Origin of the sequence: Sporocytophaga sp., assembly GCF_017745095.1 — a bacterium.
In the GTDB taxonomy this organism is placed as follows: domain Bacteria; phylum Bacteroidota; class Bacteroidia; order Cytophagales; family Cytophagaceae; genus Sporocytophaga.
This window is the reverse complement of record NZ_JAGHZZ010000014.1, coordinates 70,825-87,044: the sequence shown is the minus strand read 5'-3', so window position 1 is coordinate 87,044 and position 16,220 is coordinate 70,825. Positions and strand designations below refer to the sequence as shown.

Genomic DNA, 16,220 nt, shown 5'->3' with positions numbered 1-16,220 from the left:
TTGAATAGAAAAAAAAATAGAATAGCAGGAAGGATTCTTTCTGCTATTTTTCTCTTTATAGGAGTTTCAGTTGCTAATGTTAACGCTCAGGTCCATGAAATTGGATTAGGAGCTGGAGGGTTCAATTATACAGGAGAACTTGCAAGAAAATTCAATCCACTATTCTATCGTCCAGGGGCGGAGATTTTTTACAGACTTAATTTTAGCCCGGTTGTTGCCCTAAGGGGAGCTTTTAGTTTTGGAGGTATATATGGTTCTGAATTGAAATCAAAAGACCCTGTTGCTAATTACAGACAGGGTGAGTTTAAAAATAATCTCACCGAGGTGTCAGCTATTTTGGAATATAATTTTTTTAATTTCAGAGCTCCTAAAGATTCAAGAAAAGCTCAGAGCTCATCTAGGATTACTCCATATTTTACAGGTGGTATTGCATTTTTCAATACTCAACAAGACCTTGGTACTGGGAATAGCTTTTTCAATGTGGCAATTCCCATTGGTCTCGGCTTCAAATTCCAGTTGAGTGAACATTGGAATCTTGGCGGAGAGTTTGTGGCAAGAAAAACATTTACAGATTACCTAGATGGTGTAAGGGAAGGTACTATAAACTACCGCAGAACTGGGGATATTTTAAAAACAGATTGGTATTATTACACAGGTTTAACGGTAAGCTACACCTTTTACAGCGTCAAATGTCCTGCTATTTATCATAAATAAGTATTTCATTTTTCAAAAGTCGAATCATTTCGTACCTTTGGTTTTCTCATTGGGCCAAAGGTAGATGAACTTAATTGAACAAATTGATAAGACCAAAATTCCAGCGCATATTGCTATTATTATGGATGGTAATGGCCGATGGGCGAAGAAAAAGGGAGCAATAAGCAGAATTTTCGGTCATAAAAGTGCTATCACTTCTGTAAGAGAAGCAACAGAAGCTTGTGCAAAAATTGGGGTTAAGTATCTTACTCTGTATGCATTTTCCACTGAAAATTGGAGCAGACCCAAAGAGGAAGTGGATGCCCTTATGCAACTTCTCGTTTCAACAATCAAAGGAGAAGTAAAGCAATTAAATCAAAATAACGTCCGCCTTTCTGCTATCGGAAATTTTAAAGACCTGCCTGTTTCCTGTCAGAAGGAATTATCAGAAGCAATTAATGCTACTAAAAACAATACAGGGCTTACTCTGACGTTAGCTCTGAGTTATAGTGGTAGATGGGATATTTTGGAAGCTACTAGGAAGCTTTTAGAAAAGGTGGAACGAAACGAATTAAAGTCGAAAGACCTTACTTTGGAGATGATTTCTGATTGTGTTTCAACAGCAGGCATTCCAGATCCAGAGTTAGTAATTAGAACTAGTGGTGAGTTTAGAGTGAGTAACTTTCTGTTATGGCAAATTGCATATTCAGAATTTTATATAACAGATATTTTATGGCCCGACTTTAGAGAGGGCGATTTGTATAATGCAGTGCTCTCTTTTCAAAAGAGAGAAAGAAGATTTGGAATGATCAGCGAACAACTGAAACAAGTTTAATGAAAAGATTTTTTTTAATTGCACTAATAAGTATCCTATTTCCTATTTCGGTTCTGTTGGCCCAACCAATTAAGAAGGAGTATATAAACCCAAGCTATTCTAACCCCGAGCAGTATATTATCGGAGGAATAACCGTAAGTGGTATTCAGTTTCTGGATCCACAGGCAGTTATTGCTATTACTGGTTTGAAAACTGGAGATCCAATAACAATTCCAGGTGAAGATATTACCAATGCAATAAAAAAGCTTTGGGAACAAGGGCTCATTGGAGATGTAGAGGTCTCAGTTCAGAATGTAGAAGGAAGAAAGATATTCCTTGATTTCAAGTTGAAAGAAAGGGCTAGACTTTCTCGCTTTGTGTTTAAAGGGGTAAAGAAAAATGATGAAAAAGATCTTAGCGAAAAGATCGGCATTTCCAAAGGCAAAATTGTCAATGATGCTATGATAAAAAATGCCCAGAAGAAAGTTAAGGATTTTTATCTAGACAAGGGGTTTCTTAATACAGAGGTTACTATTACTCAAGTTAAAGATACAGTAGTTGCTAATAGTGTTATTCTAAAAATTAATGTAGATAGAAAACGCAAAGTTAGAATCCGCAATATCATAATTAACGGAAATGAAGCTTTTAAGGATCAGAAATTAAAGAAGAAAATGAAGAAGACCAAAGAAAAGCGTTGGTATAAGCTTTTCACGACTTCCAAACTTCTTAAAAAAGAATACGAACAGGATAAAGCGAATGTAATTGAATATTATAATTCTCAAGGTTATAGAGACGCAGAAATAACATTTGATACCATATATAAACTTAACCACAAATCTGTCAATATAAAGATGGATATTGATGAAGGTAAAAAGTACTATTTTGGAAATATCACATGGACAGGAAATTTTATTTATGATGATAAAACTCTTAGCCGAATATTAGCCATTAACAAAGGTGATGTATATAATCTTGCAAATCTGCAGAAGAGATTAAATTATAATCCAAGTGGAGCAGATATCAGTTCCTTATACCTGGATGATGGATATTTATTCTTCAGTGTAGATCCTGTAGAGGTACTTATTAATGGTGATTCTATCGATATAGAAATGCGTATTTATGAAGGTCCACAAGCTACAATAAAAAATGTAACTGTGTCTGGAAATACGAAAACACATGATCATGTCGTGTTGCGCGAAATTAGAACCTATCCAGGTCAGAAGTTCAGCAGGGCTGACCTTATCAGATCACAAAGAGAAATAGGGCAGTTAGGATATTTCAATGCAGAAACCATTGGTGTGAATCCTGTACCAAACCCTCAGGAAGGTACAGTTGATATTCATTATACAGTAGAAGAGAAACCAAGTGATCAGATTGAGCTTTCAGGAGGATGGGGAGGTTACTTTGGTTTTGTTGGTACTTTAGGACTTGTATTTAATAATTTCTCTGCCAGAAATTTATCCAAACCAAAAACATGGAGTCCGCTTCCTGCAGGAGATGGACAAAGATTAGCTTTGCGTCTTCAGGCAAATGGTAGAGCATATCAAACTTATTCACTTTCATTTACCGAGCCATGGCTTGGAGGAAGAAGGCCTCAATCATTCTCTATCAGTTTGTCTAGGTCAGCTCAAAATCTATATAATAGCAGTACAGGAAAATATAACGCTGGACACCTCTATGTAACAGCAGCAACAGTGAGCTTGGGTAGGGAATTGAAATGGCCGGATGATTACTTCTCATTAAGTAATTCTCTTTCCTTTGTAAAGTATGACTTAGATAATTATTCTTCAGCTTATGGAATCGGAGGAATTGGTTTTACTACTGGATATGCAAACAACTTCTCATTCATTACTTCTATTTCAAGAAATAGTGTTAATGATTTTACGTTCCCGACAGGAGGTTCAAATCTTAACTTAACAATAACAGCCACTCCTCCATATTCATTGTTTAATGGTGTAAATTACGAAAATCCGAAATTGTCCAGTCAGGAGAGATACAGATGGATTGAGTTTCATAAATGGATGGTTGATCAATCCTGGTTTGTCCCTCTGATACCTCCAAGAAAACCAGGAGGAAGAAGCCTTGTGTTAAACCTGAGAGCGCACCTAGGATTTATTGGATCCTACAAAAAATCTACAGGAATTGGACCCTTTGAAAGGTTTATCATGGGAGGTTCTGGTATTACAGGATATAATTTCCTGCTAGGTTCAGATATCATAGGGTTAAGAGGCTATCAAGACAATGTTATTAAACCCGTTCCTCAAGGAGGAACGATATTTGACAAGTTTGTCGCAGAAATCAGATACCCGGTAAATTTAAGTCCTGCACTTTCTGTATTTGTTCTGGGCTTCTTTGAGGGTGGGAATAACTGGAACAATTTCCAGGACTTCAATCCGTTTAAGGTATATAGATCTGCAGGTGTTGGTACGAGAATTTTTATGCCAGCTTTTGGTATGATTGGTCTTGATTGGGGATATGGTTTTGATGCAGTCCCAGGATTAAATAAAGGAAGTAAAGTTACTTTTACCATCGGACAACAAATCCGCTAAAAACATGAGAACTTTAGGAGTGTTATTTTTACTTTGCCTGATTACACTTAGCGTAAATGCTCAGAAGTTCGGCTATATTGATAGTGACTATATTCTGAAGAAATTACCAGAATATGCAAAAGCTGAAAAGGAATTAAACATGCTCTCTTCCAAGTGGCAGGCAGACATAGAAAAGATGAAAAAGGAGTATGAAAAGATGCAAACGGACTTTAAAGCAGAAGAGATTTTGCTTACTGAAGATATGAAGAAGGAGCGTCTGGATACTTTAGCGGGGAGAGAAAAAGCCATCAAAGAATATCAAAAGAAGATTTTCGGTTTTGAGGGAATGATATTCTTAAAAAGACAGGAGTTGATGAAACCAGTCCAGGATAAGGTATTTGAAGCTGTAGAAAAAGTAGCCAAAGCCAAAAGCCTTCAAATAATATTTGATAAATCCGGAGATCTGGTAATGGTATACACCAATCCTATTCATGATTATACTGATTATGTGCTTGAAGAATTAGGCTTAGGTGATCCTAATGACACGGCGGAAAAATAACCTTAAATCAAATTTTCTATTATATTTACGACATGAAAACAAAACTATTCGTTACTGCATTTTTGATATTCTTTGCTGGAAATTTTTTTGCCAGTGCACAATCAAATTTGAAATTAGGCTACACTAACCTTGATTATATATTAGGCTTATTGCCAGAGGCAAAAAAGATCGAATCTGAGTTGAAAGATTATGAAAAACAACTTCAGGCCCAATTGCAAAGCAAATATAGTGAATACGAGAAAAAGCTTCAGGATTACCAAAAAGGTGTTCAGGCAAATCTTTTTACAGATCTTATAAAAGAAGATAAGGAAAAGGAATTGATGAATATGCAGAATTCTATAAAGCAATTTGAAGAAAATGCGCAAACCAGTCTTCAAAAGAAGCAAGTCTCTCTGTTGGAGCCAGTTCTTGAGAAAATTCAAAAGGCAATTGATCAGGTAGCTGAAGAAAATAATTACTCTTATATATTCAGCACTCATGCTGATTATGGAGGATCTGCTATTATCCTGTATGCAAAAAGCAAAGACGATAATATCTCTGATCTTGTACTTAAGAAACTAGGAGTAACACCTCCTGCGCCAGGTGCAACAGATGCTAATAATAATACTGGGATTGGAACGGGGACCGGCGCAGGAACAGGCGGTGCAGGTACAACTCAACCCAAGCCAGCTGAAACTAAACCAGCTGGATCAGGCGCTCCGGTAAAAAAGAAATAAGTAATCTAAATCAAATAAAAGAAAGCCTCCCAGTGAGGCTTTTTTTATTTACCTCTGTTTTACTAAAACAATTCAAGAATTTATTCTATTATAATTTTATGAAAAAACCTGACTTTCTAAAGGTTGGTGACGTTGTCGGGATAGTAGCCACAGCTAAAAATTTTCTTCCAGAAGAGCTTAATGCTGGTATTGAAATAATTAAAAATTGGGGATTAGAAGTCAGGATCGGTAAAAATTGCTATAAGCATTATCATCAATTTGCAGGAAAGGATGAAGAAAGAGTATCAGATTTACAGGAATTTTTAAATGACAAAGAGATAAGGGCAATTGTTTGTGCCAGAGGAGGATATGGGACGTCAAGGATAATTGACGATATAAATTTTAGTACTTTTGAAGACCATCCCAAATGGGTCGCAGGTTTTAGTGATGTCACAGTTTTATTAAATCACCTTAATTCAATAGGGTACCAGTCTATTCATTCAAGTATGCCAGTTGTTTTTGGTAAAAATCATAACCAGCATGCAATTCAAACTTTGAGGGATACATTGTTCGGAAGGGTTAATTCTATTCATTTTCCATTTCACGAGTTAAATCGAGTCGGTAATTCAGAAGGGTTAATTGTTGGTGGGAATTTATCTATACTTGTTTCACTTATAGGAACAACTTCTGATATATCAACAGAGGATAGGATTCTGTTTCTTGAAGATGTTGGAGAAAATCTTTATAGGATAGACAGGATGATGGTTCAGCTTAAAAGAGCTGGTAAATTGGATAAGTTAAAAGGTTTGATTGTTGGGCACTTTAGTGATATGTCTGATAACACAGTTCCCTTCGGAAAATCTGCTTTCGAAATCATTGCAGATGCAGTTAAAGAATATAAATACCCTGTCGGCTATAATTTTCCGGCAGGGCATGAATCAGATAATAGAGCTTTTATACTTGGAGCGAAATACAATCTTAGTGTGGAATTCAAAGAATCGGTAGTCGTTTACAACCCTACAAATACTTTCGATTATTCTTCATAGACTGTCTGGAGAACAGTTTGGCCCACTGCTTTTAATGTATTTTTATCAATCACACTCATATTATCATTGTGAGTGTGCCAATATGATCCAAAATAATTTCCATCAGAATTGTCAAATTCAATAATATCAATCATTGGTATTTTGGCAATCTGATTGACATAAAGATGGTCATCAGTTATTTGAGCGGTTTCCTGGTAAATAAAATGTTTTCCGAATCCAAGTCTGTTTGCAATATCCCATACTCTTTTAACAATTGAAGGTGCATAAACCATAGAAGTGCCTTCCATTCCAAATTTGGCATCCTTACCTCCAACCATGTCGAGTAAAATACCAAAGTATGCTGTATAGGTACCTTTGTTTTTTGCCCAATATTGTGATCCTAGGCACCATGAGTCATATTGCTGCCCCCCCTGATAGAATTCAGGTTGTCCATAATCTTCTCCGTCAAACAAAATAATGTCAACCCCTACATTTGGCTTTTTGTTCTCACTAAGCAATCTGGCAATTTCTATAAGAACTCCAACTCCGCTGGCTCCATCATTTGCACCCAGTATTGGACTCTTTTGATTTATTGAGTCTTGGTCTGCAAATGGTCTTGAATCCCAATGGGCAGTCAGTAATATTCTTTTTGGCGCTTTCAGATTAAATGATGCTTTAATGTTTTTAAGATTCAGCATTTTTCCATCAAAGGCCTTCGCCTGGAATTCCTGTACAATTAGAGTGTCAGCAAAGGATTGTAATTTTGAAATGAGAAAAGAACCACATTTTTGATGGGCAGGAGTATTGGGTACCCTAGGTCCAAAAGCCACCTGTTGTTCTATAAATTTATATGCTGAATCACTGTTAAACAGAGGCGCTGGAACTAAAGGTTTGGATACCTGATCCTGATGTTGTTTATCCTCTTTTGGTTTATCCTCTCCACAAGAAGAAAGAATAAAAAAAGAGAAAGCTGCAATTATTGCTATTGAAAAATTATTCTTCATATGCCCAATCAATGGAATTTTTTGAGTCTCTTATTACAAGACCTGCTTCTTTAAAATACTTTCTGATTTTATCAACCTTCTCATAATCTTTAATAGATTTAGCATCCTTATAAAATTCAAGTAAACCTTCAATTAACGATTCGTTTTCATTAATCCCTTCTTCCAAAAGACCAAGGATGTTTTCAGTTATGTTAATAAAAGTATCCTTTACTTTGCTTAAAGTTTCTGATGAAATCTGATTGATATTTAGTGCACCCGTTTGAAAACCATTAATTTTTTTCAAAAGGTTAAATAAACTTGCAATAGTTATAGCTGTATTAAAATCATCATTCAATCCCTCGAAGCAGGCCTCTGAGAGCTTTTTAAGTTCAAGGTCCAACGCTTCATTGCATGGTTCTGAAACTTCTGGATTCTGATTTAAGTATTTAACGAGCTTTAAACCATTTAAAAGTTTTTTATAACCTTTTTGTGCCGCAATTAATGCCTCATTTGAAAAGTCTAATGTGGATCTGTAATGAGCCTGCAAAATAAAAAACCTAATGGTCATTGGGGTGTATGCCTGTTTTAACAAAGTATGTTTCCCAGAAAAGAGCTCGTCCATGGTGATAAAATTTCCCAAAGATTTGCCCATTTTCTGCCCATTAATGGTTATCATATTGTTGTGCATCCAATATTTTGCAGGTTCAGCATGGTTTCCAGCGGTTGCCTGTGCAATTTCACATTCATGGTGCGGGAACATTAGGTCCATTCCTCCTCCATGGATGTCAAAATGTTTCCCAAGATACTTGGTACTCATTGCAGAACATTCAATATGCCATCCAGGAAACCCTTCTCCCCATGGAGACTGCCATTTCATAATGTGTTCCGGAGATGCTTTTTTCCAGAGAGCGAAATCAAGAGCGTTAGCCTTTCCGGAGCCGTCAAGCTCTCTTGTTCCAGTTATTAAATCCTCTATAACTCTACCAGAAAGCTTTCCATAGTGGTTTGATTTGGAATATTTAACTACATCGAAATAGACGGAACCATCTACAACATAACCAAAACCACTATCTATGATTTTTTCTGTAAGATCAATTTGTTCAAGAATATGCCCGCTTGCGTGTGGCTCGATAGATGGGGACAAGACATTCATCCTGTTCATAATTCTATGGTAAGCATCGGTATAATGCTGAACTACCTCCATTGGCTCCAATTGCTCAAGTTTTGCCTTTTTTGCAATTTTGTCTTCCCCCTCGTCTGCATCATTTTCCAAATGTCCTACATCAGTAATATTTCTGACATACCTGACTTTAAATCCAAGAAACTGAAGGTATCTGAAAACTATATCGAATGTTATTGCTGCTCTTGAATGACCTAGGTGAGGATCCCCATAAACTGTTGGGCCACATACATACATTCCCACATAAGGCGCCAGTATCGGTTCAAATACTTCCTTTTCCCTGGAAAGAGTATTATAAATTTTTAAGTCCTTATTCATGCTGCGAATTTAAATAAAACGGTGGTAATGACTCGATAAAAATTAATTTTCTATAAAAACGTCCGTAGAAATCGGGAAATGGTCCGATCCCCAGACGGAATCATGAGTTTTAAAATTAATAAATTTGATTTGCTTCGAAGCAAAAATATTATCAATTCTTAAAAAAGAATATTTGCCTGAATAAGTAAAACCAAAGCCATTTCCTTTCTCCTCAAATCCATTTTCAAAATGATTTCTGAATTGCTCATAAACATAGCTATATGGAACATCATTAAAATCTCCACAAATAATTGCAGGATATGGGCTATTGTTTATGTGTTTAAGTATTTGTTTTAATTGTTCCGCTCTCTCAAGTGCTCCACTTTTATATTTTTGAATTGAGCTAAATAATAATTCTTTTTCAAACTGTGTCCCCGAAAAAATTTTTTGATCAATATTCATTGATTGTAGATGAACATTGTAGACTCGTAAAGTTTTATTTTTATTTATTTTAATATCAGCAAACATGGCCTGGTTAAAAGTGCTGCTGCTGAACTTTACTTCTCCAGATTTAATAATTTTATATTTTGATAATATTGCCAAGCCAAGTTTCTGAGGGGGGATATCGTAATAAGGAATAACACTAATATTAGGATAGCTTTTTTTAAAGATCTTTACTGTGTTCAAGTCTTTTATGGTATTGTTAGTATAAAATTCCTGAACGCAAACAATTTGAGCACCACTTTTTTTTATCCAATTGATTGAGTTTTGGGATTGTTTGATTTTCTGTTCATCCTTTATATAATAGGCGCTAAAAACCCGAACATTATAGCTTGCAATTTTTATTTTTTCTCCATCCTTTTTATGCAAGAAGCTCAATTGAAACGTTCTTCCCAAATATTTGAAGCCACCGAAAAGAAGTAATAAAAAAAATATGATCGCTTTAATATGTTTTTTTTTGAAAGAATTTAAAAAAAATAAAAAAATATTAAGTAATACGCAAATTGGGATTAATAAGGGTATGAGAATAAAAAGATGAACTTTTTGAGGAGGAAATTCATTGGAAAGGTATACGAGAAGAATTCCCCCAAAAATTAGAACCGTGAAGATAAAATTCACTGAAAACCAACCATTCTCAATAGATTTCATTGAAAGTATTATTTCTGTAAATAAAATTTAATTTTAGGTAATATTTTTTGAAAAAAAAGAATTTTGGTTAATTTTGCATTGTTCAAATTTAGGATAAGTATGATTAAGAGGGGACATAGTCCCCTCTTTTATTTATAAATTATTAATGAAGATAGAGGAGAAGTTACTTCAGATTGCCGAGAAATACCTTTCCAGCGATGATTTGTTCATTGTTGATTTAGTGATTACTGGCAATTCAGGAAGGCAAAAGATAGGCATAACTCTGGATGGTGATAAGGGGGTTGATATTGATACATGTGCATATCTGAGCAGAAAGGTAGGGAACGAGATTGAAGAAACAAATTTAATCGATTCCGCCTATGTACTGGAAGTCTCCTCACCAGGGATAGATCAGCCATTAAAGTTAAAGAGACAATATTATAGGAATATTGGTCGAAGAGTAAGTGTTACTTTATTAGACGAAAGTCAAATTAATGGTTTGCTGAAAGAAGTTAATGAAGAGTTAATAGTTCTGGATGCGGAAAAAAAAGATAAAGCGTCAAAAAAAAATATAATAGAAAGCCGTCAAATCGCTTTCAAAGATATTAAGAAAACAAATGTTCTAGTTTCATTTAAATAAAGAAATGGAGAGTTCAATATTAATCGAGTCATTTGCGGAATTTGCAAAATTTAAAAACATTGATCGTCCGACAATGATAAGGATTCTGGAAGATGTTTTCAGAACAATGATCAGAAAGAAATTTGTCACAGACGAAAACTTTGATGTTATTATCAATGTTGACAAAGGTGACCTTGAAATTTGGCGTATTCGCGAAATAGTTGATGATGAATTTGCAGAAGATAGTTTTGATTTTGATGAGAATAAACATATTTCGCTTACTGATGCACAAAAGATAGAGGCAGATTTTGAAGTTGGAGAAGAAGTAGCCGAAGAAGTTAAACTTATAGACTTTGGTAGAAGGTTAGTGATGACAGCTCGCCAAACTCTTATCCAAAAAATTAAAGACCTTGAAAAGGATATCCTTTTTCAAAAATATAAAGAAATAGTTGGCGAAATCATCGCCGGCGAAGTGTATCAGATTCTGAATAAAGAAGTCCTTTTACTGGATGGAGAAGGTAATGAGCTTGTTTTGCCAAGAAGTGAACAGATTCCAAAAGACAGATTCAGAAAAGGGGATAGTGCAAGAGCTATTGTTCATCGTGTAGAAATGCACAATGGTAATCCCAAGATTATCCTATCCAGAACGTCCCCTGCTTTCCTTGAAAGATTATTTGAAAGTGAAGTTCCTGAGGTTTATGACGGTCTCATTTCTATCAAAAAAGTAGTAAGAGAACCAGGTGAAAGAGCAAAGGTAGCTGTAGAATCCTATGATGATAGAATTGATCCTGTTGGAGCATGTGTTGGTATGAAAGGATCTAGGATTCACAGTATAGTTAGAGAACTAGAAAATGAAAATATTGATGTTATCAATTTCACGGACAATCTGGAGCTTTATATTGCAAGAGCTCTTAGTCCTGCAAAAATTGGAAATATCAAAATTGATGGTGATGAAGGGCGCGTTTCTGTCTTCTTAAAGCCGGATCAAGTATCGCTTGCTATAGGTAAAGGCGGTCAAAATATTAAATTGGCAAGCAAACTTGTAGGAATGGAAATAGATGTGTTCCGGGAACTTTCAGAGCAGGAAGAGGAGGATGTGGATCTTTCAGAATTTAGTGATGAAATTGAATCCTGGATTATCGAAGAATTAAAAAGAGTTGGTTTGGACACTGCTAAAAGTGTACTGGCACTTACAAAAGAAGATCTTGTAAGAAGAACAGAACTTGAAGAGGAAACGATTGAAGATGTTCTTAGTATTCTGAAGCAAGAGTTCGAATAAAAAAAACTATTACAATTATTATTATTACAATATTAGGTAATGACTGAAGAAAAAATGATGAGGCTAAGCCAGGTGGCAAGAAAACTGAATGTAGGGCTTTCTACAATTACAGAACACCTTGCTGCTAAAGGCTTTGAAATTGAAAATAATCCTAATTCAAAAATAACGCTTCAACAATTCAATCTGCTGATGAAAGAATTCGAGTCTTCAGCACTTGATAAAAAGGAAGCGTCTGGTCTCACCATTGGTAAAAAGCATACTGACAATATCATCATTGAGTCAGAAAATACAGCTGAGAAAAGAGCTAAAGATGAAGACGAAGAATTCTTCATTAAAAATTCCAGTACAGAAAAAAGCAAACCAGCAGAAGAGCCGGTTGTCAAAACTGAACCTGTTAAAGAACAGCAAGTGGATGCTTCTTCAGAATCAGATCTTTCAAAAGTAAAGCTTCAAGGAATAAAAGTGTTAGGGAAAATTGATCTGAATGAGAAGAAGAAACCTAAACCTAAAGTCGAAGAACCTGCGGAGGTAAAAGAATCTAAACAAGTTGTCGAGCAACCTAAAGAAGTGAAAAAAGTAGAGGAGCCGGTAACTATAAAAGAGGAGCCTGCGCCTGTAAAACCTGTAAAAGTAGTTCAGGAAATAGTTGAAGTTAAGGAGCCTGTAAAGCCAAAAGTAGAGGAAGTAGTTGCTCCTGTCGCACCTGAACCTAAGGAAATCAAGATTCCGGAAGTGAAGAAGGAAGAAAAGCCGGTAGAGGAAACTGTAAAGCCAGTTCAGGTAACCGAAGAAGTAATCACAAAACCTCTGCAGCAAATGCCACCGGTTGTTAAGCCACAGGAAGAAGAGGAGTTAATAAAGGCAAAGGCCGATACCTTGAAAGGTCTTACTGTAATGGGTAAGATAGAATTGCCGGATAAACCTAAGAAAAAGGATAATAAACCTGTAGCCTCTTCTGACGACAAAGACAAAAAGAAACTTAAGAGAAAGCGTAAAAGGCTTAGAATTCCTGGAAAGGAAGGGCAACCCACTACTCAAGCGGGAGCCCCTCAGGTTCAGACAGGAGGAGCAGGAACCCAATCGAGAGACAATAGACCTGGTAATGCTAATAGACCTGGAAACGCAAATAGAGATAATAATAACAGAAACAAAAACTTTAAGAAGCCAGTTGTAAAAGAGGAGGTTTCTGATAAACAGATTCAGGATCAAATCAAAGCTACACTTGCAAAATTAAGCGGAAATAAAGGCCCAGTCAACAGGGCAAAATACAGAAAAGACAAAAGGTCTGCATTTGCCGAGGCTGAAGAGGAAAGAATGCTTCATGAACACGAGCAAGCCAAAGTCCTCAGAGTTACCGAATATATTTCAGCAAACGACTTGGCCGTTATGATGGAGGTTTCTGTTAACCAAGTTATTTCGACATGCCTTAGCTTAGGTATGTTTGTTTCAATAAATCAAAGGTTGGATGCGGAAGCAATTACTGTAATTGCAGACGAGTTTGGGTATACTACAGAATTTATCTCAAGCGATGAGGAAGAAATCATTGCAGAGGCAGAGGATCGCCCAGAAGACATGGTTGAAAGAGCTCCTATAGTAACAATTATGGGACACGTCGATCACGGAAAAACATCACTTCTTGATTATATAAGAAAAACTAAAGTAGTACAAGGCGAAGCCGGAGGTATTACTCAGCACATTGGAGCATATAATGTAACTACAGATTCGGGCAAGAAAATAACCTTCCTGGATACCCCAGGTCACGAAGCATTTACGGCAATGCGTGCGCGTGGTGCTAAAATTACAGACATTGTAATTATAGTTGTAGCTGCTGACGATAGTGTGATGCCACAAACGAAAGAGGCAATTAACCATGCTATGGTTGCCGGTGTGCCAATAGTTATTGCCATCAATAAGGTGGATAAACCTACAGCAAATCCTGACAAAATTAAAGAGGAACTTGCTAAGGAAAATATCCTTGTAGAAGACTGGGGTGGAAAATATCAGTGTGAATTAATATCTGCTAAGAGCGGAAAAGGAATTTCTGAATTGTTGGATAAAGTTTTATTAGAGGCAGAAATTCTTGATTTAAAAGCAAACCCAAATAGAAATGCTGCCGGTACAATTGTGGAAGCATCTCTTGATAAAGGTCGTGGTTATCTAGCTACAGTGCTTGTTCAGAGTGGTTCCCTTAGTGTTGGGGATGTTGTAGTAGCAGGAGCTCACTATGGAAAAGTTAAGGCAATGACTGATCATAGAGGAGTTAAAGTGAAAAAGGCAGGTCCATCTACTCCAGTTCAGTTGCTTGGACTAAATGGAGCTCCTCAGGCTGGTGATAAATTCCATGTTATGGAGTCGGAAAGGGAAGCAAGAGAGATTGCGACTAAGAGGGAACAGTTGCTTCGTGAGCAAAGTATTCGTACGAGAAAACATATTACCCTTGACGAAATTGGAAGAAGACTTGCAATCGGAAACTTCAAAGAGCTTAACATTATCGTTAAAGGTGATGTGGATGGTTCGGTTGAAGCGCTTTCAGATTCATTGCTTAAATTATCTACACCTGAAATTCAGGTTAGAATTATACATAAAGCAGTTGGTGCAATTTCCGAATCTGATGTATTGCTTGCATCTGCATCAGACGCAATCATTGTTGGGTTCCAGGTAAGGCCAACTACAACTTCGAGAAAGCTTGCTGACCAGGAAGAAATTGAAATCAGACTTTACTCAATCATCTATGATGCAATCAATGAGGTGAAAGATGCGATGGAAGGCATGCTTGAACCGAAACTTGAAGAAGTTGTTGTTGCCAATGTAGAAGTTAGAGAGACATTTAAGATTTCAAAAGTGGGTACTATTGCTGGATGTTATGTAACTGATGGTACTATAAGAAGACAAAGTAAAGTCAGAGTAGTTAGAGATGGCATCGTTGTTCATACAGGTAAACTCGATTCATTAAAGAGGTATAAAGATGATGTTAGTGAAGTGAAATTTGGATATGAGTGCGGATTGAGCTTCCAAGGCTTTAATGACTTACAAGTAGGGGATATAGTTGAAGCGTTTGAGGAGAAAGAAACTAAACGAACATTATAAGTTTTGTAATATAAAATAAAAAAAGCCCCAGATAGGGGCTTTTTTTATTTTATATTACAATCTGATAGTTATAATTTAGATTGAATTCATTTTTTCTTTGGTCTTTTGAAGTTGACGTTTTAGGTTTTCATACACGAGATCAACAGCCTCTTCAAATGAAGCAGCTTGTTCCTTTGCCATTACAGATGTTCCGGGAAGAAAAAGTTTAACGTGTACAGATTTATTGCCTTTAACATCATCGGTTTCTACCCGAAGGTATACATCTCCTTCAGTGATTCTATCATAAAAAGTTTCAAGTTTGTCCAGTTTTTTCTGAATAAAATCTAGCAACTTTTTGTCTGCGTCGAAATGGATAGATTGCATTTGAAGTTTCATAGTTATATAATTTAAAGTTATCAATCATGCTTTTGGATGAGCCTGCTCAAAAATAGCTTTGAGCTTATCCAGAGAATTATGGGTGTAAACCTGAGTTGCGGCAAGGCTACTATGCCCCAACAAATCCTTAATAGCATTCAAATCTGCTCCTTTATTGAGAAGATGAGTAGCAAAAGTATGTCTCAGAACATGGGGACTTCTTTTTTCCAAAGTAGGTATAATATCAAGATAGTTTTTTACTGTGCGGTAAATAAACATTGGATAGCTTTGATCTCCCTTGTCAGTAATAATTAAATATTCATTAGGTCTCTCAAACACTTTTTCTCTCTCCTTCCTATATATATTAATAAGATTCATTAGGTTTTCGTTCAGAGGGATTATGCGTTCCTTGTTTCCCTTCCCTTTGATTTTAATAATACGCTCAAACTTATTTATGTGTTCTTCTTTTATGGAAATAAGTTCAGATAAACGAATGCCAGTTCCATATAGAAGTTCAAGGATAAGTTTGTCTCTTAATCCATAGAAATCTTCGGAAAATTTAAATTGATCAAGAAGTTTTAAAATGTCATTTTCCTCGACGAAATGAGGCAATTGTTTATTTATTTTAGGAGCTTTAAGACGGAGCGTAGGATCTTTTTGAATCGCATTTTGCTTTAGGAGGTACTTATAGAATGATCTGAGGCATGCGATTTTCCGATTGATTGATTTGGGTGTAATTTCATTTTCTGCTAGTGTTACAATCCAAGCCCTGATCATTTGGTATGATGCTTCAGAAGGACATGACAAACCATAGCTGTCTTTTGAAAAGGCAGTAAATTGATTGAGGTCATTTTGATATGAAATAAAGGTATGGTTGCTATACCTTTTTTCATATCTTATATAATTTAAATACGATTCTATCATATTAGTACTACCTGAATATCAGGTAATACTAAACATAATAAAAAAAATCTTATTT

At 35.9% G+C, this 16,220-nt stretch carries 14 protein-coding genes; 9 read left to right on the top strand and 5 right to left on the bottom strand.

Going from position 1 to position 16,220, the window contains the following annotated elements; translation table 11 throughout:
* From J7604_RS19085 to J7604_RS19060, 6 genes are all read left to right on the top strand, one after another.
* Positions 1-714: a DUF6089 family protein gene (locus tag J7604_RS19085; protein ID WP_293899210.1), complete on the top strand. Its 714-nt coding sequence runs from the start codon at positions 1-3 to the stop codon at positions 712-714.
* A gap of 64 nt (positions 715-778) precedes the next feature.
* A complete protein-coding gene (locus tag J7604_RS19080) occupies positions 779-1,528 on the top strand; it encodes an isoprenyl transferase (RefSeq protein ID WP_293899207.1) in 750 nt (249 codons plus the stop codon).
* The gene (gene bamA / locus J7604_RS19075; RefSeq protein ID WP_293899205.1) at positions 1,528-4,056 is read left to right on the top strand and encodes an outer membrane protein assembly factor BamA; all 2,529 of its coding nucleotides are present in this window, start codon (positions 1,528-1,530) and stop codon (positions 4,054-4,056) included. Before J7604_RS19080 ends, bamA begins: the two co-directional genes overlap by 1 nt.
* Before the next feature lie 4 nt (positions 4,057-4,060).
* Positions 4,061-4,594: an OmpH family outer membrane protein gene (locus J7604_RS19070; RefSeq protein WP_028979923.1), complete on the top strand. Its 534-nt coding sequence runs from the start codon at positions 4,061-4,063 to the stop codon at positions 4,592-4,594.
* A gap of 32 nt (positions 4,595-4,626) precedes the next feature.
* Complete coding sequence (locus J7604_RS19065; RefSeq protein WP_293899199.1) at positions 4,627-5,310, top strand: OmpH family outer membrane protein; 684 nt, start codon at positions 4,627-4,629, stop codon at positions 5,308-5,310.
* A 98-nt stretch (positions 5,311-5,408) separates the two neighbouring features.
* A complete protein-coding gene (locus J7604_RS19060) occupies positions 5,409-6,335 on the top strand; it encodes an LD-carboxypeptidase (protein WP_293899196.1) in 927 nt (308 codons plus the stop codon).
* Here J7604_RS19060 and J7604_RS19055 read toward each other — a convergent pair.
* Genes J7604_RS19055 through J7604_RS19045 form a run of 3 tightly spaced genes read right to left on the bottom strand, consistent with a single transcriptional unit; the run spans position 6,323 to position 9,644 of the window.
* Positions 6,323-7,318: a M28 family peptidase gene (locus J7604_RS19055; protein ID WP_293899193.1), complete on the bottom strand. Its 996-nt coding sequence runs from the start codon at positions 7,316-7,318 to the stop codon at positions 6,323-6,325. The genes J7604_RS19060 and J7604_RS19055 overlap by 13 nt on opposite strands.
* On the bottom strand, positions 7,308-8,795 hold the full coding sequence (gene cysS, locus J7604_RS19050) for a cysteine--tRNA ligase (RefSeq protein WP_293899190.1): 1,488 nt from the start codon (positions 8,793-8,795) through the stop codon (positions 7,308-7,310). Before cysS ends, J7604_RS19055 begins: the two co-directional genes overlap by 11 nt.
* 42 nt (positions 8,796-8,837) lie before the next feature.
* Positions 8,838-9,644: an endonuclease/exonuclease/phosphatase family protein gene (locus J7604_RS19045; RefSeq protein ID WP_293899187.1), complete on the bottom strand. Its 807-nt coding sequence runs from the start codon at positions 9,642-9,644 to the stop codon at positions 8,838-8,840.
* 424 nt (positions 9,645-10,068) lie between these two features.
* On the opposite strand from J7604_RS19045, the gene rimP reads away from it, so the two are divergent.
* From rimP to infB, 3 genes are read left to right on the top strand one after another with little or no spacing between them, the layout of a single operon-like run.
* Entirely contained in the window at positions 10,069-10,542 is a 474-nt protein-coding gene (rimP, locus tag J7604_RS19040; RefSeq protein ID WP_293899184.1) for a ribosome maturation factor RimP, read from the top strand.
* Positions 10,543-10,546: 4 nt separating this feature from the next.
* Positions 10,547-11,800, top strand: a complete 1,254-nt coding sequence (gene nusA / locus J7604_RS19035) for a transcription termination factor NusA (protein ID WP_293899181.1) — start codon at positions 10,547-10,549, stop codon at positions 11,798-11,800.
* Positions 11,801-11,839: 39 nt separating this feature from the next.
* The gene (gene infB / locus J7604_RS19030) at positions 11,840-14,887 is read left to right on the top strand and encodes a translation initiation factor IF-2 (protein WP_293899178.1); all 3,048 of its coding nucleotides are present in this window, start codon (positions 11,840-11,842) and stop codon (positions 14,885-14,887) included.
* 75 nt (positions 14,888-14,962) lie between these two features.
* Here infB and raiA read toward each other — a convergent pair whose 3' ends face one another.
* Both raiA and J7604_RS19020 read right to left on the bottom strand, forming a co-directional pair.
* Positions 14,963-15,262 (bottom strand): ribosome-associated translation inhibitor RaiA, encoded by a 300-nt coding sequence (raiA, locus tag J7604_RS19025; protein ID WP_293899175.1) that lies wholly within the window; start codon positions 15,260-15,262, stop codon positions 14,963-14,965.
* 24 nt (positions 15,263-15,286) lie between these two features.
* Positions 15,287-16,165 carry a tyrosine-type recombinase/integrase gene (locus tag J7604_RS19020; RefSeq protein WP_293899172.1) on the bottom strand — a complete coding sequence of 293 codons (879 nt, stop codon included), beginning with the start codon at positions 16,163-16,165 and terminating at the stop codon, positions 15,287-15,289.
* Positions 16,166-16,220: the final 55 nt, after the last annotated feature.